General features: G+C 32.5%; 22 protein-coding genes and 2 pseudogenes. 13 read left to right on the forward strand and 11 right to left on the reverse strand.

Features of this window, described 5'->3' with window-relative positions; translation table 11 throughout:
* Positions 1–23: 23 nt before the first annotated feature.
* Complete coding sequence (locus RE471_RS06520; protein ID WP_309214015.1) at positions 24–1,058, forward strand: glycosyltransferase; 1,035 nt, start codon at positions 24–26, stop codon at positions 1,056–1,058.
* Positions 1,059–1,157: 99 nt separating this feature from the next.
* On the opposite strand, the gene RE471_RS06525 is transcribed toward RE471_RS06520, so the two are convergent.
* The gene (locus RE471_RS06525; RefSeq protein WP_309214016.1) at positions 1,158–1,322 is read right to left on the reverse strand and encodes a DUF2080 family transposase-associated protein; all 165 of its coding nucleotides are present in this window, start codon (positions 1,320–1,322) and stop codon (positions 1,158–1,160) included.
* A 34-nt stretch (positions 1,323–1,356) separates the two neighbouring features.
* On the opposite strand from RE471_RS06525, the pseudogene RE471_RS06530 reads away from it, so the two are divergent.
* Both RE471_RS06530 and RE471_RS06535 read left to right on the forward strand, forming a co-directional pair.
* Positions 1,357–2,397 (forward strand): annotated as a pseudogene (locus tag RE471_RS06530) (ISNCY family transposase).
* A gap of 434 nt (positions 2,398–2,831) precedes the next feature.
* Complete coding sequence (locus RE471_RS06535; protein ID WP_309214017.1) at positions 2,832–3,722, forward strand: glycosyltransferase family 2 protein; 891 nt, start codon at positions 2,832–2,834, stop codon at positions 3,720–3,722.
* Between the two features lie 100 nt (positions 3,723–3,822).
* Here RE471_RS06535 and RE471_RS06540 read toward each other — a convergent pair whose 3' ends face one another.
* Both RE471_RS06540 and RE471_RS06545 read right to left on the reverse strand, forming a co-directional pair.
* Positions 3,823–4,284, reverse strand: coding sequence for an integrase core domain-containing protein (locus RE471_RS06540; protein WP_309214018.1), 462 nt, complete (start codon positions 4,282–4,284; stop codon positions 3,823–3,825).
* Between the two features lie 138 nt (positions 4,285–4,422).
* Positions 4,423–4,581: a transposase gene (locus RE471_RS06545; protein WP_309214019.1), complete on the reverse strand. Its 159-nt coding sequence runs from the start codon at positions 4,579–4,581 to the stop codon at positions 4,423–4,425.
* Positions 4,582–4,735: 154 nt separating this feature from the next.
* On the opposite strand from RE471_RS06545, the gene RE471_RS06550 reads away from it, so the two are divergent.
* Positions 4,736–5,731 (forward strand): hypothetical protein, encoded by a 996-nt coding sequence (locus RE471_RS06550; RefSeq protein ID WP_309214020.1) that lies wholly within the window; start codon positions 4,736–4,738, stop codon positions 5,729–5,731.
* 141 nt (positions 5,732–5,872) lie between these two features.
* Positions 5,873–7,028 (forward strand): annotated as a pseudogene (locus RE471_RS06555) (ISAzo13 family transposase).
* A gap of 18 nt (positions 7,029–7,046) precedes the next feature.
* On the opposite strand, the gene RE471_RS06560 reads toward RE471_RS06555, so the two are convergent.
* Positions 7,047–8,366 (reverse strand): sulfatase, encoded by a 1,320-nt coding sequence (locus RE471_RS06560; protein WP_309214021.1) that lies wholly within the window; start codon positions 8,364–8,366, stop codon positions 7,047–7,049.
* A gap of 1 nt (position 8,367) precedes the next feature.
* Positions 8,368–9,174: a phosphoadenosine phosphosulfate reductase family protein gene (locus RE471_RS06565; protein ID WP_309214022.1), complete on the reverse strand. Its 807-nt coding sequence runs from the start codon at positions 9,172–9,174 to the stop codon at positions 8,368–8,370.
* A gap of 258 nt (positions 9,175–9,432) precedes the next feature.
* On the opposite strand from RE471_RS06565, the gene RE471_RS06570 reads away from it, so the two are divergent.
* Positions 9,433–10,179 carry a transposase gene (locus tag RE471_RS06570; RefSeq protein WP_309214023.1) on the forward strand — a complete coding sequence of 249 codons (747 nt, stop codon included), beginning with the start codon at positions 9,433–9,435 and terminating at the stop codon, positions 10,177–10,179.
* 397 nt (positions 10,180–10,576) lie between these two features.
* Here RE471_RS06570 and RE471_RS06575 read toward each other — a convergent pair whose 3' ends face one another.
* From RE471_RS06575 to rfbB, 3 genes are all read right to left on the reverse strand, one after another.
* Positions 10,577–11,377 carry an IS4 family transposase gene (locus RE471_RS06575; protein ID WP_309214024.1) on the reverse strand — a complete coding sequence of 267 codons (801 nt, stop codon included), beginning with the start codon at positions 11,375–11,377 and terminating at the stop codon, positions 10,577–10,579.
* Complete coding sequence (locus RE471_RS06580) at positions 11,352–11,588, reverse strand: hypothetical protein (protein ID WP_309214025.1); 237 nt, start codon at positions 11,586–11,588, stop codon at positions 11,352–11,354. The genes RE471_RS06575 and RE471_RS06580 overlap by 26 nt, the downstream gene beginning before the upstream one ends.
* Before the next feature lie 110 nt (positions 11,589–11,698).
* Positions 11,699–12,673, reverse strand: a complete 975-nt coding sequence (rfbB, locus tag RE471_RS06585) for a dTDP-glucose 4,6-dehydratase (RefSeq protein ID WP_309214026.1) — start codon at positions 12,671–12,673, stop codon at positions 11,699–11,701.
* A 69-nt stretch (positions 12,674–12,742) separates the two neighbouring features.
* On the opposite strand from rfbB, the gene RE471_RS06590 reads away from it, so the two are divergent.
* Both RE471_RS06590 and RE471_RS06595 read left to right on the forward strand, forming a co-directional pair.
* Positions 12,743–13,465, forward strand: a complete 723-nt coding sequence (locus RE471_RS06590; RefSeq protein ID WP_309214028.1) for a sugar phosphate nucleotidyltransferase — start codon at positions 12,743–12,745, stop codon at positions 13,463–13,465.
* Positions 13,466–13,696: 231 nt separating this feature from the next.
* Entirely contained in the window at positions 13,697–14,320 is a 624-nt protein-coding gene (locus RE471_RS06595; RefSeq protein ID WP_309214029.1) for a transposase, read from the forward strand.
* Positions 14,321–14,337: 17 nt separating this feature from the next.
* Here the strand turns inward: RE471_RS06595 and RE471_RS06600 are convergent, their stop codons facing one another.
* Entirely contained in the window at positions 14,338–15,159 is an 822-nt protein-coding gene (locus RE471_RS06600; protein WP_309214031.1) for a DDE-type integrase/transposase/recombinase, read from the reverse strand.
* Positions 15,160–15,173: 14 nt separating this feature from the next.
* Here RE471_RS06600 and istA point away from each other — a divergent pair, with 14 nt between their 5' ends.
* On the forward strand, positions 15,174–16,367 hold the full coding sequence (gene istA / locus RE471_RS06605; protein ID WP_375379258.1) for an IS21 family transposase: 1,194 nt from the start codon (positions 15,174–15,176) through the stop codon (positions 16,365–16,367).
* Positions 16,367–17,125: an IS21-like element helper ATPase IstB gene (istB, locus tag RE471_RS06610; RefSeq protein WP_309214033.1), complete on the forward strand. Its 759-nt coding sequence runs from the start codon at positions 16,367–16,369 to the stop codon at positions 17,123–17,125. Before istA ends, istB begins: the two co-directional genes overlap by 1 nt.
* Here istB and RE471_RS06615 read toward each other — a convergent pair.
* Together RE471_RS06615 and RE471_RS06620 are read right to left on the reverse strand one after the other, a co-directional pair.
* Positions 17,079–17,402 carry a hypothetical protein gene (locus tag RE471_RS06615; RefSeq protein WP_309214034.1) on the reverse strand — a complete coding sequence of 108 codons (324 nt, stop codon included), beginning with the start codon at positions 17,400–17,402 and terminating at the stop codon, positions 17,079–17,081. The two genes, istB and RE471_RS06615, sit on opposite strands and share 47 nt — an antisense overlap.
* Before the next feature lie 19 nt (positions 17,403–17,421).
* Positions 17,422–17,688 carry a transposase gene (locus RE471_RS06620; RefSeq protein WP_309214035.1) on the reverse strand — a complete coding sequence of 89 codons (267 nt, stop codon included), beginning with the start codon at positions 17,686–17,688 and terminating at the stop codon, positions 17,422–17,424.
* Positions 17,689–17,790: 102 nt separating this feature from the next.
* Between RE471_RS06620 and RE471_RS06625 the strand changes: the two genes are divergently transcribed.
* The 3 genes from RE471_RS06625 to RE471_RS06635 all read left to right on the forward strand — a co-directional run bounded on the left by RE471_RS06625 (position 17,791) and on the right by RE471_RS06635 (position 19,973).
* Positions 17,791–18,255 carry a transposase gene (locus RE471_RS06625; protein WP_309215745.1) on the forward strand — a complete coding sequence of 155 codons (465 nt, stop codon included), beginning with the start codon at positions 17,791–17,793 and terminating at the stop codon, positions 18,253–18,255.
* Between the two features lie 217 nt (positions 18,256–18,472).
* Entirely contained in the window at positions 18,473–18,889 is a 417-nt protein-coding gene (locus RE471_RS06630) for an FdtA/QdtA family cupin domain-containing protein (protein WP_309214036.1), read from the forward strand.
* The gene (locus RE471_RS06635; RefSeq protein ID WP_309214037.1) at positions 18,879–19,973 is read left to right on the forward strand and encodes a DegT/DnrJ/EryC1/StrS family aminotransferase; all 1,095 of its coding nucleotides are present in this window, start codon (positions 18,879–18,881) and stop codon (positions 19,971–19,973) included. The genes RE471_RS06630 and RE471_RS06635 overlap by 11 nt, the downstream gene beginning before the upstream one ends.
* The last annotated feature ends 22 nt before the right edge of the window (positions 19,974–19,995 follow it).

Raw genomic sequence — 19,995 nt, forward strand, 5'->3', positions numbered from 1 at the left:
ATTTACTTTCAATTAAGTAAAAAATGGATAAACATATTTTTCTATTGAACGATCAAACAAAGTATACAGGCATTAGCAATGTAACTATGGATATACATAGCTCTGTTGATAATACAACAATAATATCTCTAATTATGAATAGTAAAAAATCAAAAAAAGATTTTTATGGTGAAGGTTATTACGGATTAAAGGCATCAAATATACAGTTATGGCCAATTAATGCGTATTTTCAAAAATATATTTATAAAAATATATACAATGAAATTTCATTGAATAACAATTATATAATACATTATTTAAATATGTCCATATATCCGGTTATAAATGTAAATTCAATAATAACAATACATGACCTTTTTGCGGTTAATAAAAAATCTAATAAAAATAAAATATATTCATCTATAATACAGAGAAATTTAAAAAAATATAAAAAATTTAATTTTGTTCACACCGTAAGTAATACTGTAAAAAAATGTTGTGAGACTTATGGTTTTGATGGGAAAATAGTTACTATTTATCCTCCTGTTACTAAAGGAATATATAAAATGAACAACAAAAATGAATTAAGGAAAAAATATAATATACCAATAGATAAAAAGGTTATAATTAATGTTTCTAATAATTTCGAATATAAAAATACAAATATGTTAAAACCCATAATGGAAAAACTTGGTAATGATTATTATCTAATACATGTAGGTTCTGATATTAATACTGGAAGAGTATTCAAAAATATTGATGTTATCATACTAAATGAATTATATAATTTATCAGACATTGCCTTATTACCGTCATCGAGAGAAGGATTTGGGATTCCATATGTAGAAGCAATGGCCACGGGATTACCAGTTGTTGCTTCAGATATTGATATTGCAAGGGAGATATGTGGTGGTGCCGGTATATTTTCAGAAATTAATGTAAACTCTTTTGTAAATAGCATAAGAAATATTGAGCATGATAAATATCCAAAAAAATCTTTAGAAAGATGTAGAATATTCAACCATAACGAATTTAAATCTAATATTATTAAGTTATATTCTACTCTATTATTGAAATAATGTAATTAGTTTGCTGTAAAATTAAAATGATCCTACATCATTCATATTTGAAGACGTGAAAAAATGCGTGACTAACTAGAAATCATAGAGTGTGGGGCACTATTTCTCGTCCTTTGTTATTATTAAATAAACTCTCCTGCCAAGGAATTCCTTGGGGCAATCCACCTTTGCTCCCGATCCGAACTTCGTGACCTTTCTCTCTATGACACCATAGATTCCTTTTATTGTGAACTCTGTTGTCTCCTCAATCTTTACATTGTTCATAGTAATGTATATATATTATATATATAACTATCTAATGGAAAAGGTTGCCGGCGATTATATAAATTACAAGCTGGAGGAAATAAACAGTATTATTGGAAGGCAGTATGCCCTGGAACATCTAAGGGAGGAAAGAGACTGGAAAAACTATGAGAAGGAGTTCTCAGATAGAATAAAGACAGCAATGAGGGAACTTGAACCACTGGTCAGCGAAGCAGTATCGGCAATGCATAGAGCACCAGGGCCAGGGCATCCACACACTCTATCACTGGAACAGAGGGTCAGGGTATTAGTGATCAGGCAGCTTGTTGGCAAGTCCAACAGGATGTTCGCCAACATGTCTGTAATATTCTCCATGGTCTCGGGGATCGACGTATCATACAAAGTCATTGAGAGGCTATATTCTGATCATGAGGTAATTCCTGCCATACATAATCTCCATGTACTGATATTAGGGAAAAAAGATATCAATAACTCAAATGCAGCAGGTGATGGCACAGGCTATGGCCTTACTGTCAAGAAGAACTATGAATCATACGCACAGAAGCTGAAGGACCTTGCCAAGGAGAGTCCTGAAAACAGGAAGGAAAAGGGCAACGACATGAAAGCAGATGGCCATAAGAAGAGGCCCTTTACATATTCATTCAATATAATGGACATTGAAACAGGATTATACATAGCCAGAGGAGCATCCATGAAATCTGAGAGGCACGCATATGATAGGGCAATAGGGATGCCTGGAACCATATATATTGAAATCGCCTCAATCAGGCTGGACAGGTACTATTAATTCGCATCATACAGGGATAAATCTGGCAATACAAAGGTTTACGTTATGCCAAAGAAGAATTCAACACTTAATGGATCGAAGAAATGGAAGGATGCTATGAGGGAATTTGTTGAGAATACTGTTCCATATCTGGAAGAATACCATCAGAGAAGCAATTCAGAATCAGGATTTGCAGCTGATAAGAAGATGCTCGGATGGAATGTGGCACAGAAAAGGAATGACAGAATATACAGTGCACTGTTCTGCACAGGCACATGGCATAATCTGCTCAATATGGGTAGATTATAGAATAATAGTATCCCTCACACTCTCTTAGGAGAATAATGATGATGCTATTCCATGGTTCGTGAATAGAGTTCTGCTACTGTAATGTTTGAATTCTGGAATGCTTCCATTACAATACTGTATTTCTAATCTGATATGTATATTCTTCCAGGCACTTGCATTGCCTTCTTTTTGTATTTATATAAATTCGTCATTATATTTATCTATTTAGAGTTGTTTAACTTTAAACCATCCATAACCAATATCAGCATACATGAATATGAAAAGGACAAGTACTGAACATTTATATTGGATTAAACGCTAGGGAATTCACATTACTACCTGATCTAGGCCATAATGGGTTATGGTTAAAATCATTATATAAGGAACTGAATTTGGTATAACAGAATAAAATTCCAAGGACATAATAGTTAAATATACAAATAAAATGTGAACATATGAAAAATGAATCTCGTTTTATATCTGTAATAATTACAATTTATAAAAGATTAGAATTTTATAATGATGCAATTCAAAGCGTGATAGATCAGTCTTTAGCAAAAGATGAATATGAAATTATTGTAGTTCATTATATTGACATAGAACAAAAATTTAATAATATTAAATATATAAAATGTGGAGACGTAACTATTGGAGAACAACTGTCAATAGGTGTTGGAAATTCCAAAGGGAATATTATCGTGTTTCTGGATGATGATGATGTGTTTACACAAAGCAAACTTCAAGCTGTTTACAATGCATTTAGTGATAAAAAATTGGTTTATCTCCATAACAATCATAAAAATATTGATCAATTTGATAAAATAATTAATTATAATAAATATGGATCTCCCTGTTTTAATATGTCTTCAATATCTGTTAGAAAGGATATTTTGAATTTAATACATTTAAAACAATTGGAAATATTACAGGACACTTTTATGTATTTCTCTGCGATTGAATTTAAGGGAAAGATTAAAATTTCAAATCAAGTATTAACTTTATATAGAATACATGATAAAAATGTAAGTATAAGCAAAGATTTAGTTGAAAGCATTCACATAAATATTTCATTTAGAAATCAATATATAAAGTTTTTAAATCAGTTCAAAACCAAAAAAGTGATAAATAAAATAAAAACTGAAATAACATTCTGGAATATTGTTTTGTTTATAAATGATTCATTTGAAAAGTCAAATATTGATATTTTTTGGTTTTTATTTTTTGGCCGGATGAATACTATAAAAAAGATAAAAGCATCAATAGCATTCATACTTTATAAACATAATATATTTAGAAGGTTTATTAAACAAATTATAAATGGCAAAACAAAAAGAATATTTCCTTGATATTTATTCCATTATCTTTTTTTCAATATCAACATAAGGATTTTTCGCTATATTATGCCGTATGATCTGACCCATATTTTTGTACACTTTTTCATCCATTCTAAGAGACACTTGACATCACCTTCTTATTTTTTATATACCTGTTACGCCGGCTTTTCTTTAACTTTTCCAGATATAGTTTATACTCTTTTCTGAAATCCATATCATTTTTATATTTATTTTCAAATTCAGATGGGGGATAATAATCCAATGTGGAATGTGGCCTTATATTGTTATAATCATAGAATGCATTCTCTATTATTTCCTTTCCTTCATTGAAATTATTGATTTCATTGATCCATATATAATCAGTCTTTATTGAATTGTGGAATGATTCAATATCGCCATTCTCTGCTGGTGTTTCTTTTTCTGTGTATTCATGTTTTATGTTCATGTGTTTTAAGATTTTATTGAACTTATCTGATATGAACTGTGGGCCATTGTCTGTCCTCAGTGTAAAATTCTCAGGCATGGTATTTCTGAAATGCCTGATAATTGAGTCCATTACTGCATTGATTATCATCTGCTATGCATGATGTATTATAGTTATAGCCATACCATGCCTTTGAATAAACATCCTTCAGGCATATCAGGCATGTCATTCCTGCACCTGTGGATATGTAATATCTCTTTCTGCTACCATATCGGGCCTATTTCCTGACTATCTCTGTTTTGCACCTTCAAAGAATTCATCCTTCCATCTGTAAAACAGTGATGGTGCTATATTATATCTCCTGCATATCTCTGCTATGGTTTCATTGCTGGTAAGCGACTCCATTATAATATTGAATTTTTCCTCACCTGTTCTTATATTCCTCATTATAACGCACCCCTGTTGATGCTGTAATAATATTCTACAATATTTATATATTCCTTTTCATAACTGTCGAAATTATTAATGGGACATACCATTGAAATATCATGATAGTTAAAATAATGGAAATTATTATATGACATTTATATATCATCTAACAGTGTTTAAATTTAAACTAGGATTTATATTAATAGTCGAATCTGGAGATCTTGAAAATAAGGCATTACTATGTGCATTAAGTATAAAACGTATTTATAATAACGAATGTAGAGTAATAATTATTAAACCAAGAAGTGGGCAACCCATATCTAAAAATATACTTGATCAATTTGGTAAAATAGGTGCGGAATTTTTTGATGCTGATTTAAATATAGACTGGAAAGATCATCCTATGATGAACGAACCCTATGCAGCTTGTTATGGTGAAAAAATATTAGAAAGTGAATGTGAGTATGTAATTTATTTAGATTCCGATTCAATATTATTAAAACCTATAGATTTTAGCATTTTTAATAATATGCAAAAAATTGGAATAAGACCCGCGGATGTACGAAATATAGGCAATTTATATGGTGAAGATTTCAATGAAATTTGGAATTATATATTTACAGTCATGAACATTGATAAAAGTAATTTATGGAATATTAAAACAACAATTACTAAAGAGAAAATTTATCCATATTTTAATTCCGGATTTATAGTAGAAAAACAAGGGACGAAATTATTTGATTTGTGGGCTGAAAAAAGCAGTTCTCTTGCCAAAGATGAGAATTTTAGAAATATATTAAAAGGTAATAAATTAGCTGATTGGGCTTTGGATCAAATAATATTAGCCAGCGTTCTTATGGCCTCATACGGGAAGGATAGAATAAAAATATTACCTTACAACTATAATTTCCCTTTTAATTTTTATTTTTTTGGTAGATTGTTTACAAAAAATAAGATTTTTAGAGTTAAAATAGATGATATTATACATTTACATTATCATCATAGGTTTTACTCACAATTTTCTATAATTTGTTTTGCAAAAACAGAATATTATAGGTTTCTGAAAAATTACATACCGCTTCCAATAAACTATATAGGTAAAATTAAAAATTCTAGTACATATTTATTCATTCATATGCTAATTGAGCTATATTTTCCAAAAACATAAATTATATTAAGGTACTGTAATGTAATTAAATACCTATTTTAACCCGCTCATATTATATATGATATAGGACACATCAATCCTGAAAGGAGAGAAAGACTTGTAAACGATGTCAAAGAGCGAGATGACAGAATCTCCGGAACCATGAGTGAATTGTCGAAGCGGCTCTGGGCAGGCAATGAATGCCTTTCCATAGGGTCATGGCGGCATTGCCATCATATCCATAGCAACAGGTATGGCAAGGAATCCAGTGGTCAAAAGCAGAAATGAGGTGATTGCCGGGAAGAAACTGGACAGAAGAATCAGGGATAAGGGAGCAGGACGCAAGAGATCCGTTGATATGAACCCGGGATTGAAAGAGAACCTGCAGGAAATAGTTGCCCAGTTTACGAGAGGCTACCCCATGTCATCACTTCTCTGGACGAGCAAGAGTCTCAGAAATCTATCAAAAGAGTTGAAGAGGAATGGATATCACGTAAGCTACAGGACTGTGAGTATCATGCTTCACGACATGGGATACAGCCTCAAGAGCAACAAGAAATCAAACGAAGGAAGAAGTGAACCGGATCGTGATGAACAGTTCCGGTACATAAGCGATACTGCAATGGAATTCATGAAGGAGAACCAGCCCGTCATATCCGTGGACACAAAGAAGAAGGAACTGATCGGCAATTTCAAGAACAACGGAAAGGAATGAAAACCGGAGGGTGAATACGATCATGTCAACGTGTACGATTTCCCTGCTGATGCAGATGCAAAAGCTGTACCGTATGGTGTGTATGACATGAAGAGGAACGAGGGATGGGTCAATGTGGGCATCGATTATGATACTGCTGTGTTCGCGGTGGAATCCATAGGGTGATGTTGGAAATTCATGGGCAGGGAGAGATACCCTGATGCAAGGAAACTGCTGATCACGGCAGATGGCGGCGGATCCAATGGATCAAGAGTAAAGATGTGGAAGATAGAACTGCAGAAGCTCGCCAATGAATTCAATCTCATCATAAACGTATGTCATTTCCCTCTGGGCATGAGCAAGTGGAACAAGGTTGAGCACAGGTTATTCTCGTTCATAACGAAGAACTGGAGAGGGAAACCTCTCACGTCGTTCCAGGTTGTGGTGACTCTCATAGCCAATACGAGCACGGAGAAAGGCTTAACCGTTAAGTGCGGACTGGATAAGGGAATCTATGAAAAGGGGATAGTAGTAACTGATGAGGAACTTTCTAAAATCAACATAAAAAGGGACAAATTTCATGGAGAACGGAATTACACGATCAGCCTAAGTCATATTAATTAAGTTATATAATTACAATGCCTAAGGTGTGTTTAGGAAATTATTTAATTCGTTTCCAAGATGCATATAGATTGATTCCATTAAACAGGTTTGTATATTCAAATTTTTTTCAAAATCTAAATTGTTGTTTAAATATTTGAATTCTTCTACATTTAGATTGCCATCTATTGATAGTTTATATCCATCTTTAAATATAGCTATTCTAGACGTTTCTTTTCTTTTAGGATATTTTAGGGCATTATCATACATGATTCCAAAAGATTCAGAAAAAGCAATTGGATTATTATTTATAAATGCTTCATTCTTTGTAATTTTCACGATCATATCAAATATATTAATTGTAGATATCACATCATTAATTTCTCGTCTTTCATTAGCTATTCCCTTAACTATCAGAGGAACTTTTATCAAATCATCAGTCAACAATGTTCCGTGTCCGTAGAAGTCTTCTGTTATAGACTGCCCATGGTCTGATGTAAAAATTATATATGTTTTATCATAAATTTCATTTTGTTTTAAGAATTCTATCACATTCCCAATATAAGTATCTAAAAAATTAGCTTGTTGATAATATTTTTTAGAAATTTTATTTAGAACTTTTAACCTGTTCTTCTTTAAAAATACTAAATTCTCGACAGAATTTGGTTCATGAGAGTTATTAATGCTTATATAAGGATCATGCATTTCCATAAAATTTATAAATAAAAAGAAGGGAGTTCCAATACTAATATTTGCAATATTATTTACTATGTTAAACCCACCTTTATTATATGGGCTTTTAACCCTCTTAGGAATACTAAAGCTATTGTATTTCTGTAATTTATATAATTTGATTAAATCTATTGAATTTTTCAATCCATTTGCTGAAAAATAATCTACCATTGCCTTAATTTTACTTTCTTTAAATTCTATATTCTTCAATTCTTTTTTAAGCAAATCATAATAATAATTTACCGGGCAATAGGTAAATAAATTAAATCCGCGATCAAAACCACTTCCAGGGATTAAATTAGGATTGGCCGATATACCATAAGTATTATAATGTGATTTAAGAAGAACCTCGGCAATTGTCTCATATTTCACATCGTTCATCTTTCCCATCAGGGCAAATCCTTTTTTGTCAAAAGTTTCGTGCAATCCATGTTCTATTCCATATTTTCCAGTAAATATAGATGCATGTGAAGGAATAGTCCACGGCGATGGCGATATGGCATTGTTATATACCATAGAATCCCCTGCAAGTGCATCTATATTCGGTGTGCTCACATTTTTGTTATAGATGCCTATTGCATCCCTTCTCATTGTGTCTGCAACTATCAAAATTATATTTGGCTTATCCATATTACATGTATCCGAATTTTCTCAGCCTTTCCATCATCTTTTCCTTGTCCTGTGCCCTTCCTGCCCTTTCTTCTGTATTGTCCAAGTCTTGTTCCCATGCAGGCCTGTCACTCATCTTCTTTGAATCGTATTTGCCGTCAATTGACCTGTATCCCTTGTAGTATAATGGATGCACAGGAAGCTTATATTCAAACATATAATTCCATATATCCCTCTCAGTGAATAATATTACAGGCTGCACCCTGAAATGTTCAGGGTCTTTCCTTATTGAAATAAATGTTTCTACAGACCTTGCCTCATTCTCATCCCAGCGAACCCCGGTATACAATGCATCAAACCTGTATTTTATAATAAGTTCATTAAATGGTACTGTTTTTAATAAATGGTTCCCCTCAAATGTATCCAGGGAATAATCAATATATTTTTTATTTATATCAAAATTAATCTTTTTCAATTCGTTTTTATTATTTTCATTCAGGTCATCAATCAGCGCCTTTCCATCCGTTACTTTTGAAATGAAATCATCATTCCTTGCATACAGTACCCTAAAATTCCAGTCGTCTGATATCTTTTTTACCATATCGTATGTGTCATCATAGTGCTGTCCATGGTCTATCAGTATTGCAGGAGGCATTTTCATATTTTTAGATTCAAATACCTCTTTCACTAGGTTCAATAGTACAGTTGAATCTTTTCCTGCACTCCATACAATTGCGGGTCTTTTAAATGTATTTATTGAATCATCTATAACAGTTTTTGCAATTTTTATTTTGGCATTTAATGACAAGTACTTCTCTTCTCGCTTCATCGAAAAACTAATCATAATTTTATATTTAAAGGTTTGCAATAAGCTTGAGTGCATGGTGAGAGTAATTAGTTCTCATTGGGGCTTCTTATTCGTATATCATTATATGCTCGCCTATCATCTTTTGAAAGTGGCAGATGTCTCCTTTCATAATTATTTTTTTAAGGTCAATTCCTCCCCTAAGGAATATCTGTATCTAATTATAGTAGATTACTAACATTATTATATTTATACCAGCTACATCTTTATGGTAAAACAGAAATGCTTCACAAATTACATGCACTGTTAACATCCTATGGAATAATAATAAAAGCTACAGACCCGTTCGGTAAGAAGGGATTAAGGGAGATAGAGGGTAATTACAGCAATCTCAGTTATTCCGATAAAATAGTGTTAAGATCACTGTTAAATGACATATCACTTATAAAAGAAAGGGAAAGGGAAATAGAAGCAGAGATATCATCAAGAGCAGATAACAGCAATGACATAAAATTATTAATGACAATTCCCGGAATAAACTTCTACACAGCATCAGGAATATTATCGGAAATAGGAACAATAAGCAGATTCGAGAACAAGCTCAAGTTTGCTTCCTATACAGGACCTATACTATCTGAGCATTCATCTGGTGAAAAAAAGGTAATGGGCGATATAACAAAGCATGGACCACCATTATTAAGATTCTTTTTGGTTGAAACGGTGCATTCACTGATAAAGTTTACAAAGAAGTTCAGATCCAAGTATCTCAGCATAGTAAGAAGATTAGGGAAGAAGAGGTCAATAATAGCAAGGATACTGGCAGAAACAATTTATATAATGTTAAAAAACAATGTAAGATACAGTGAAAAGGAAAGAAGTGAAACAGCCAATCCTGATGAGTTATACTTTAAAAGGTTTGAAGAACTGTTAATGAAGAAGATAAACAACATGAGAAGAATCGCTAACAATGCCAATACGCAGAGGGATTCAGCAAATTTAATATACCGGGGAAGCAAAAAAGATTGTTAAGTATAGGTTTTTCATAGGAGATCATGAGGGAAACTGTTTTGAAGGATTTTTAAGACAATAGGTGAATGTTCTAGGGCTATAAAGGAGATTCTAATTATCAAAAAGAACTACAAATCGAGGTTATTTTCAGGATAAATGCAAAAGTATTGTTAATTATAAACTTACTTACCAGTTTCCAATATTAATATATTTCTTTTCGATTCTCCACTAACTGATTAATATTTTATCCATAATCCATGGTAATTATTATCACAGAAAGTCAAATTACCAATCAATTGATACGAAATAAAGAATAAATAATGGAAATATCAGAAATTCTTAAATAAAAGTTTATAATATTTACTGGCAAGGGCGTAAGGCATTCCCCATTCGGGGATGCCGTACTGATTTATTTTAGCTATATTTTGGATAGATCAAGATGGTAAATATTATTGAAGTATCTTATAAACCCATGCCTTATTCCCCTGATGATTTCAGGGAATGAAACCATAATTCCAATGGATTCCATTATCATGTTTACAATGATATATGCAATCATATAGGAGAATACCTGTATTATCATCCCATTCAATGATTTTGATAATAGGCGATCTATCTTTAACTGTGATTTCACTCTCTTGAATAATTCCTCTATGTTCCTTCTTAAATTGTATGCATAGTAGATATATCTATCAGGTAAATTCATTATGTCTGTAATATACCTGTACTCAGAACCATCAACATTCACCCTTACAATCCTTAAATTCAATTCATTACTCATTTCAATCATTTCATGGCCATTGACTCTCCCTGATTCAGTGTATACAGCATTTCTCCTTATCCTGGAAACAAATAATATAGTCCTATCAGCAAGCTCCCTGAACCTGTCTAAGTTATAGTAGCCCAAATCAAATACTAAAATGGATGAGTATAATATTTTACTATCCATGTCTTCTATAATATTATCAAATAATGATGAATCATTTACATTTGCAGATGATATGTGTGCATTCAGTGGAACTGTAAATGGGAATACTACTGCAGGGACATGTATCTTCATTCCATCTGATATTCCCTTATAGCTGCCTGAACCATTCATTAATGTTTTAATGAATGTTGAGTCTATAGCAAGAACACGCATGTATTTGCTGTATACCCTGTAGTCATGTGCCCTGATGTATGGATCTAATAATTTATAGAAAAGCTGGATAAATGGCATGTACGGTTTTATTTCTATTAAGCTTCGACAGCCATGACCTGCTTATTCCATTGTCAATGGAAGTATCGGTTAAATCACAACCATGCAGTGCACTGTAAATTATGGCATATACATGGTCAATGAATTTAATCCTCTTTGAGTTTATATCAAGATTCATTGATTCTGATATTTCATTTGCTGGTTTATTCAGTATATCCTTCACTGTTTTCATAATAATTGAAAATTAAATTATCCTGTAAATATGACATGGTAGGATAAGGGTTAAGTATTGGAAACTGGTAAGAAACTTATTATTTTTCTTGTTTAAAATATATAAACATTCTAAAATCTATTAAATAAATCTATGTTATCAAGATATCCAGACCACCATTCTCTGTTATTTTCATACCAATTAATTGTTTTTTTCAGTCCATTATCTATGTCTATTTTAGGCTTAAAACCCAATTTCATTACTTTTGATGAATCCATTGAATATCTAAGGTCATTTCCTGGCCGATCATTTACATAATTTATCAGTGATTCTGGTTTATCCATAAATTTAAGGATTTTTCTAACAATGTCAATATTTGATAATTCTATTTCTGATCCGATATTATATATTTCCCCATTTTTTCCATGTATTAAAATATTTAATATTCCATTTACATTATCTTCAACATATAACCAGTCTCTTGTATTTTCTCCATTTCCATATAATGGTATTTTCCTATTTAAAATCGAATATATTATTGTTTTTGGTATCAACTTCTCTGGATGCTGGTAAGGTCCGTAATTATTTGAGCTCCTTGTAATGCATACTGGTATTTTGTATGTTTTATAATATGACATTATTAAAAGGTCTGCAGAGGCCTTTGTTGCACTGTAAGGATTATTCGAATTAAGGCATGAATTCTCGCTGAAGGTTGTATTTATTGCATTACCGTAAACCTCATCTGTGGATATGTGAATAAATTTTTCAATATTTTTATTTTCTTTAATATAATTTAAAATATTGTAGACACCATATATATTAGAATTCAAAAAATCATCTGCGTTTATAATTGAACGGTCAACATGGGATTCTGCTGCAAAATTTACAATATAGTCCATATTATTAATGGCACTTTTAACATCGTTTTTATTGTATAAATCGCCTTTTATAAATTTTATGTTTTCCTTTTCTAAATTCTTAATGTTGGATGCATATGTCAATTTATCAAAAACTGTAATATTATAATCACTGCTTTTTAATAGGTGTTTAACAAAGTTTGTGCCTATAAAACCATATCCTCCTGTTATCAAAATATTTTTAGACATATTCTTAAATATATATTTCATATAAAATGTTTAGCCAAAATTTAAATTATGAATGCCAATTATGTCTATATGAAAGGTATAATACTTGCCGGTGGTACAGGTACAAGGTTGAAAGCTCTGACAAAGGTTACAAATAAGCATCTATTGCCTATATATGATAAACCTATGATATATTTTCCCATTAATACTTTAAAAAGTGCAGCTATTGATTCCATACTAGTAGTTACAGATAAAAGAAGGACAAGTGATTTTCTATTGCTGCTTGGAAGTGGAAGTGATTTCGATGTAAGGTTTACATATGCCTTGCAAGAAAGTGCTAAAGGTATCGCCGATGCTTTGAGTAAAGCTAAGGATTTTGTATATATCGATGATATGACTGTTGTACTTGGTGACAACATAATTTTTGGGAATGTAAAAGAATTAAGAGAACCATTGCGTAAAAGTTGTAGGATATTTTTAAAAAAAGTGGAAGACCCAGAAAGATTTGGAATAGCGTATATTGAGAATGGAAGGATTACAAAGATCGTTGAAAAACCAAAAAAAATCACATCAAATCTTGCCATCATAGGTTTGTATCAATATAAAAGTAATGTTTTTGATATAATTAACAAAGTACAACCGTCCAAAAGAGGCGAAATGGAAATCACAGATGTGAATAAGTACTTTCTGGACAATGATGATATTGAATATAGAATAATTGATAATGAGTGGATAGATGCTGGAACTATCGAATCATTATTCACAGCTAGCGAAATGGAAAAAACTTTTGTAAGTAAAGTTAAATATTCATAATATCATATAGATATTATTTAGAAATCATGAAAAACCTTATTTAGCCTCAGCTATATGACGATATAGCTGTGAGAATCGGAGGCGGTTGTTGGTATATTTGACCTTCGAGGCCGTTAATTAGAATACCCGCCCTTCGACTCGATTTCATACCTTATTAATATCTAATAAGGTGAATAGGAGTTTGTCGAGTCTACGATTCAGAATCTCACAGAACCACTAAGAGGTGATTAAATGGTAATTGGTTTGGATGTACATAAACGTTCCGTATATGCTACGGCTATGGAGGATAACGGTACTATTATTGTCCAGAGGAATATGGAGAATAATATGGAGACAGTGAATGGGTTTTTATCTGATTACAGGGATCATGATATTGTAATAGAATCATCTACATCAGGCAAGTATCTCTCTAAGGAATTATTAAAATTAAACTATAAGATACATTTGATAAATCCTGCAAAGGTTCCTGAAATAGCAAACAATTATAAGAAGACAGACAGGGAGGATTCATTCCAGCTTGCAGATGTATTCAGGAAGGGTGGAATGAAGGAGATATACATTACATCAGGGGAAATAGAAAATACCAGGTCATTGGTTAGATACAGGCATTCCCTGGGGGAAGAGATAACCTTGAAGAAGAATAAGGTACATGCACTGTTAACATCCTATGGAATAATAATAAAAGCTACAGACCCGTTCGGTAAGAAGGGATTAAAAGAAATAGAGAATAATTATAATAATCTTAATTATTCTGATAAAATAGTACTGAGATCACTGTTAAATGACATATCATACATTAAGGATATGGAAAAGGAAATAGAAACAGAAATATTGATGTTGGATAGTGATTCTTAAACAAAAATCTTTCCATTTCATGAGACATTTATTATCGACCTCTTATAATAATTAATCTTTCTTCTTCTGTAACTATCTTTCAAATTCTTTAAAAATCCTCTGTAATATTCCCTGAAACTACTATCATTATTCCATTTACCTAAAAACTGCAAAGGTGAATAGTAATCAAGGGTAGAATGTGGCCTTATATTATTATAATCATAGAATGCATTCTCTATCATTATTTTACCTTCATTATAATTATTGATTTCATTGATCCATATATAATCAGTTTTAATTGAATTATGGAAGCTTTCAATATCACCATTTTCCTCTGGTGTTTCCCTTTCTATGTATTCATGGTTAATTCCCATTATTTTAAGATAATTATTGAACTCTTTAGATATGTACTGGGGACCATTATCTGTTCTTAATGTAATATTATCAGGTATTATACCATTGAATTTCCTTATAATAGCATCATCTATTGCATTTATTGCATCCTTAGCTGTGCATGATGTATTATAATTATAGCCATACCATTCCTTGGAGAATACATCCTTAATACACATTAAATAGGTCATTCCATTGTTTGTTGGAATATAAGTAATATCTGTTTCAATCAGCATTTCAGGCTTATCAGCTCTTAGTAGTTTCAGTTCCTTTCTGTTCTTATGATCGTGCACTGGAAGTGTCATATTATTATCCTTCATTATTTTATATACAGTTTTTCTGGCTATTCTTATGCCTGAATTCCTTAATAATGCCCAGATTGTAAACGCCGGTTGATTTTTGTGCATTTTCGCCGGAATAAAATTGACCCGTATCGCCAGTTTAATTTTGACCCATGCGTTATACAAAACAGTGGTCAGAATTGTATGGTTTTGAGGTGTGGAGAATGATTCGCAATATGAAGAATGATGGAATGAGCATAAGATCAATAGCAAAGGAGATGGGAATATCCAGGAACAGTGTCAGGAAGTATCTCAAGGGTGAACCTGTGAAGAAAAATAAAAAGAAAAAAGCATCTAAGCTTGATCCTAACAGGGATACAGTAAAGGAACTCATTGAAAGAGACAATCTTTCTGCTGTCAGGATACTGGAAGAGATAAGGAAGAAGGGATACAATGGTGGCTACACAATACTGAAAGAATACTGCCACGATATCAGGAAGAATAGGCCAATACAGGCAGTGTACCGCTATGAAACTGGACCGGGAAATCAATCACAGGTAGACTTTGGTGAATTTGGACATATAGAATATGATGGCAAATCAAGGAAATTATATGCATTCTCAATGATACTGGGATATTCAAGGATGAGGTATGCTGAATTCACCACTGACATATCCACAGAGAATACCATAAAAATGCATTTAAATGCATTTGAATACTTTGGCGGTTTCACAGACACAATATTATATGACAATATGAAGCAGGTTGTACTTGAAAGAAAGGCCAATACACAAGAATCACATTTCAATGAGAAATTCATGGACTTTGCAGATTATTATGGGATAATAATGAGGCTATGCTATCCATACAGGCCGCAGACAAAGGGAAAGATTGAGAACACAATCAAATATCTTCGATACAACTTCTTCAATGGAAGAACATTCACAGATCTAAATGACATAAACATCCAGTGCCATGAATGGCTGAAGAGAGTTAATTCACAGGTACATGGAACAACACATGAAATACCTGCAGAGAGGAAAAAGAGGGAAAACCTCAATTCAATATCAGCTGTGCCAGGATACTTTACACATAAAAAGGAAACCAGAAAGGTATCGAGGGAATGCTATGTTTCCTATAAGGGAAACAGGTATTCGGTGCCATGGAAATATGCAGGCAGGGAATGCGGTGTTATGGAGAATTCAGGGAAGATAATAATTGAAATTGATTCAGCAACAGTTGCAGAACATGGCATACTCAATGGAACCGGCAGGATATCAAGAAAGAAGGAACATTTTGATGGATTGTTAAAAGCAATAAGGGATGAGAATAAGAATACATATTCCAGCATTGTTGAGAAACGTGACCTGAAAAGGTATGAGGATGTGATGTAATGGGTCCATATGAAAGGGTTCATGAATGCCTTTTAAAACTCGGTATGGCAACGATGGAAAGCACTATAGATTCATACCTTGAAGCATCAAAAAATAGGCCTGTAATGGAAATACTTGACCATTTATTATCGGAGGAGTTGAAGCACAAAACATCAAAGAAGACGGAGAACATGCTTAACTGGTCAGGTTTCCCATTCAGGAAAACAATAGATGATTTTGATTTCTCATTCCAGCCATCAATAGATCGAATGGTGATTGATGAACTGATGACACTAAGGTTTATACACAATACAGAGAATGTTGTATTCTTAGGTCCACCCGGTGTAGGAAAGACACATCTATCCATTGCACTGGGAATGAGGTCAATCATGTCTGATATTCCTGCATATTACATATCTGCAGTGAAACTGGTGCAGACACTAAAGAAGGATTATGATTTGAAGCGCTTAGAATACAGGATAAAGACATATTCACGCTTTAAATTAATGATAGTGGACGAGATAGGATATCTTCCATTGACAAGGGAAGAATCCAACCTGTTCTTCCAGTTTGTATCATCCAGGTATGAAAGAAAGTCAACAATCTACACATCCAACAAATCTTTCTCAGAGTGGGGGGAGGTTCTCGGGGATCAGGTCATGGCTGCAGCAGTGCTCGATAGAATACTGCACCACTGCACAGTTGTCAATATAAAAGGCGAATCCTACAGGATTAAGGACAGGAAGAGGAATTCTTTCCAAAAAGATAAAAGGGAGTGATAAAATGAGGAAAAGTATATATAAAGTGGGTCAATTCCAAACCGACGTTTTTGCACAGATCCTGACCGGCGTTTACACAGATCCTGTTATATCCATATGTTACTCTTTCTCTGCATAGCTCTATTATTTTATTAATGGTACTGTTATCAATCCTTGCTGAAGATCTTCTATCCTCAATGTTTTCATGCTTCTTCCTGTAATAGTATGTTATTCTGTTGATTCCGGAATAATAGCATGCATTGCTTATTTTCATTCCATTATTATACATCTCATCCACTGAACTTACCTTTTCCTCCTCATATAATTTTTTTTAAAATTTCATTTGCTATTGTCATTTCGCCTATTATTGCCTTCAGGCTTTCATTCTCTTTCATTAAAGACTTGTCAGGATCCTTTCCTTCTAAGCCCTTTCTCCCACCTTCCAGGAACTGCTCCTTCCATTTATAGAACATTGATACTGGTATTCCATGCTCCCTGCATATCTCTGCTATAGTTTCATTGCTGTTAAGCGACTCAATTATAATATTGAATTTTTCCTCGCCTGTATATAATCGTCCCGGCATTTACATTACCTCCCTTATATAATTATATAAATTATCCGTTATATATATCTCTTTAGCTTTGTATAAGTTTAAACTATCCATAACCAAGGAATATTATCAGAAATAGGAACAATAAATAGATTTTATAACAAGCTTAAGTTCGCCTCATACACTGGACTAATACCAGGTGAATACTCATCAGGTGAAAAAAAGGTAATGGGACATATAACAAAGCATGGTCCATCATTATTAAGATTCTTTTTAGTTGAAACAGCACATTCATTAATAAAGTATACAAAGAAGTTCAAATCTAAATATCTGAGCATAGTACGAAGATTAGGGAAGAAGAGGTCAATAATAGCAATAGCAAGGATACTAGCAGAAACAATCTATGCAATGTTAAAAAACAATGTAAGATACATTGAAAGGGAAAGAACTGAAACAGTCAATACTGATGAATTATACTTTAAAAGGCTTGAAGAACTGTCATTAAAGAAAATAAACAACATGAGAAGAATTGCTAAAAATGGTAATGTGCATGACGATTCAGCAAATTTAATATATCATAGAGGCATAAAAGATTGTTAAGTATAGGTTTTTCATAGGAGGAGTTGCATACAACTGTATTGTAATGGCCAATAAAATAACTGGAATCTCAGGGAGGAAAATAATGTACATCGTGAGTTGACGTATGTTTGGACACCCTAAGATATTATTATTTGTTTTTATTTAATCAATGCAGTCCTTCCCTTTATCATCTATTCCATAACTAAGTATTTATACTTATAGGCTATTGTGGAGTACCATGAGTCCTCATGAAAAGGTCATTAAATATTTTTCTGCACCTCATATAGATGAAAGGGGGATATTAACAGTTATTACGGATAATATTCCAATAGATAACTTTGAAATCAAGCGCGTATATTATGTAAAAACATCAAAAAAAAATGTTATCAGAGGTGGACATGCACATTATAGACAAACTCAGATTTTATTTAACATTTCGGGAAGATTAGAAATAGAACTTTATAATAGTATAGAGAACAAAAAATTATTATTAACAGAATATGAGGGAATAATTATAAGTCCTTTAATATGGATTAATATCAGGAGTTTAACTAATAACTCTCTTTACATGGTCTTAGCAGATGGGGAGTATAATGAGAATGAGTATATAAGAGATAAGGATAAATTTATGGAGCTGATTTCAAGTGATAATTAAGTTTCAAAATTTTAATAGGCTTTATAATGATTTAAAGCTTGAATTGGATACTAGTTATTTTGAAACAATGTCTTCGGGCTACTATATTCTTGGAAGTAAACTAAAAGAATTTGAGAATAATTTTTCTAAGTTTGTTGAATCCAAATATTGCATTGGTGTGGCATCCGGTTTGGATGCTTTAACCATCGCCTTAAAATCGTTGAACTTAGAAAAAGGAAGTGAGGTTATAGTACCGGCAAATACATATATAGCTACGTTTATTGCCATTATCAGAGCTGGTTATGTTCCTATACCGGTAGATGCAGACATAAGGACACTACAGATAGATGCCAATTTGATACCACATAAAATTACGGAGAAAACACGTGTAATCATGCCCGTGCATTTATATTACCAGACTCCAGATATGGATGTTATCAATGAAATCGCAAAAGAAAATAATTTAAGGGTTATTACAGATGCAGCACAAGGCCACGGGGCAAAATATAAAGGTAAAGTTGTAGGCTCACTTGCAGAGGCTGAATGTTTTAGCTTTTACCCAACAAAAAATTTGGGTGCTATTGGCGATGCTGGATGTATTGCTACAGATAATGATAATATTAATTATAATTCGAAATTGCTGAGGAACTATGGTGAGAAGGAGAATTATGTAAGCTATTTAATTGGTTATAATTCTAGGCTAGATGAAATTCAGGCAGGTTTCTTAAACGCAAAGCTAAAATATCTCAATAAATGGAATGAAAGGCGTAGGTATATAGCTGATAGATATTTAAATGAAATACATAATAAAAGAATCGTTTTGCCAGAGATAGCAGATTATGCAACCCCAAACTGGTATATCTTCCCCATATTTTCTGAACAAAGGGAACGTATAAAATCGGAACTTCAAAAAAAAGGTATTATGTCCATAATACATTATCCTGTGCCACCTTACTTGCAACCTGCATTAAAATATTTGAAGTATGATATCAATTCCCTAGTAAACAGTTCTAAAATTGCAGACACAGAATTAAGTATTCCAATAGACCCGTATTTAAATGAAGATGAGATTAGTTATGTTATTGATTCTATAAATAATATATAATGAAGTATCATTATCCTATAAA

The organism is Ferroplasma sp. (genome assembly GCF_031200575.1).
GTDB lineage: Archaea > Thermoplasmatota > Thermoplasmata > Thermoplasmatales > Thermoplasmataceae > Ferroplasma.

Bases quoted from the DNA above. Each gene is read 5' to 3' on its own strand.
- RE471_RS06520 (WP_309214015.1), top strand. From the start codon at position 24: ATGGATAAACATATTTTTCTATTGAACGATCAAACAAAGTATACAGGC.
- RE471_RS06525 (WP_309214016.1), bottom strand. From the start codon at position 1,322: ATGAACAATGTAAAGATTGAGGAGACAACAGAGTTCACAATAAAAGGA.
- RE471_RS06535 (WP_309214017.1), top strand. From the start codon at position 2,832: ATGAAAAATGAATCTCGTTTTATATCTGTAATAATTACAATTTATAAA.
- RE471_RS06540 (WP_309214018.1), bottom strand. From the start codon at position 4,284: ATGATAATCAATGCAGTAATGGACTCAATTATCAGGCATTTCAGAAAT.
- RE471_RS06545 (WP_309214019.1), bottom strand. From the start codon at position 4,581: ATGAGGAATATAAGAACAGGTGAGGAAAAATTCAATATTATAATGGAG.
- RE471_RS06560 (WP_309214021.1), bottom strand. From the start codon at position 8,366: ATGGATAAGCCAAATATAATTTTGATAGTTGCAGACACAATGAGAAGG.
- RE471_RS06565 (WP_309214022.1), bottom strand. From the start codon at position 9,174: ATGAAGCGAGAAGAGAAGTACTTGTCATTAAATGCCAAAATAAAAATT.
- RE471_RS06570 (WP_309214023.1), top strand. From the start codon at position 9,433: ATGCTTCACAAATTACATGCACTGTTAACATCCTATGGAATAATAATA.
- RE471_RS06575 (WP_309214024.1), bottom strand. From the start codon at position 11,377: ATGCCATTTATCCAGCTTTTCTATAAATTATTAGATCCATACATCAGG.
- RE471_RS06580 (WP_309214025.1), bottom strand. From the start codon at position 11,588: ATGAAAACAGTGAAGGATATACTGAATAAACCAGCAAATGAAATATCA.
- rfbB (WP_309214026.1), bottom strand. From the start codon at position 12,673: ATGTCTAAAAATATTTTGATAACAGGAGGATATGGTTTTATAGGCACA.
- RE471_RS06590 (WP_309214028.1), top strand. From the start codon at position 12,743: ATGAAAGGTATAATACTTGCCGGTGGTACAGGTACAAGGTTGAAAGCT.
- RE471_RS06595 (WP_309214029.1), top strand. From the start codon at position 13,697: ATGGTAATTGGTTTGGATGTACATAAACGTTCCGTATATGCTACGGCT.
- istB (WP_309214033.1), top strand. From the start codon at position 16,367: ATGGGTCCATATGAAAGGGTTCATGAATGCCTTTTAAAACTCGGTATG.
- RE471_RS06620 (WP_309214035.1), bottom strand. From the start codon at position 17,688: ATGCCGGGACGATTATATACAGGCGAGGAAAAATTCAATATTATAATT.
- RE471_RS06630 (WP_309214036.1), top strand. From the start codon at position 18,473: ATGAGTCCTCATGAAAAGGTCATTAAATATTTTTCTGCACCTCATATA.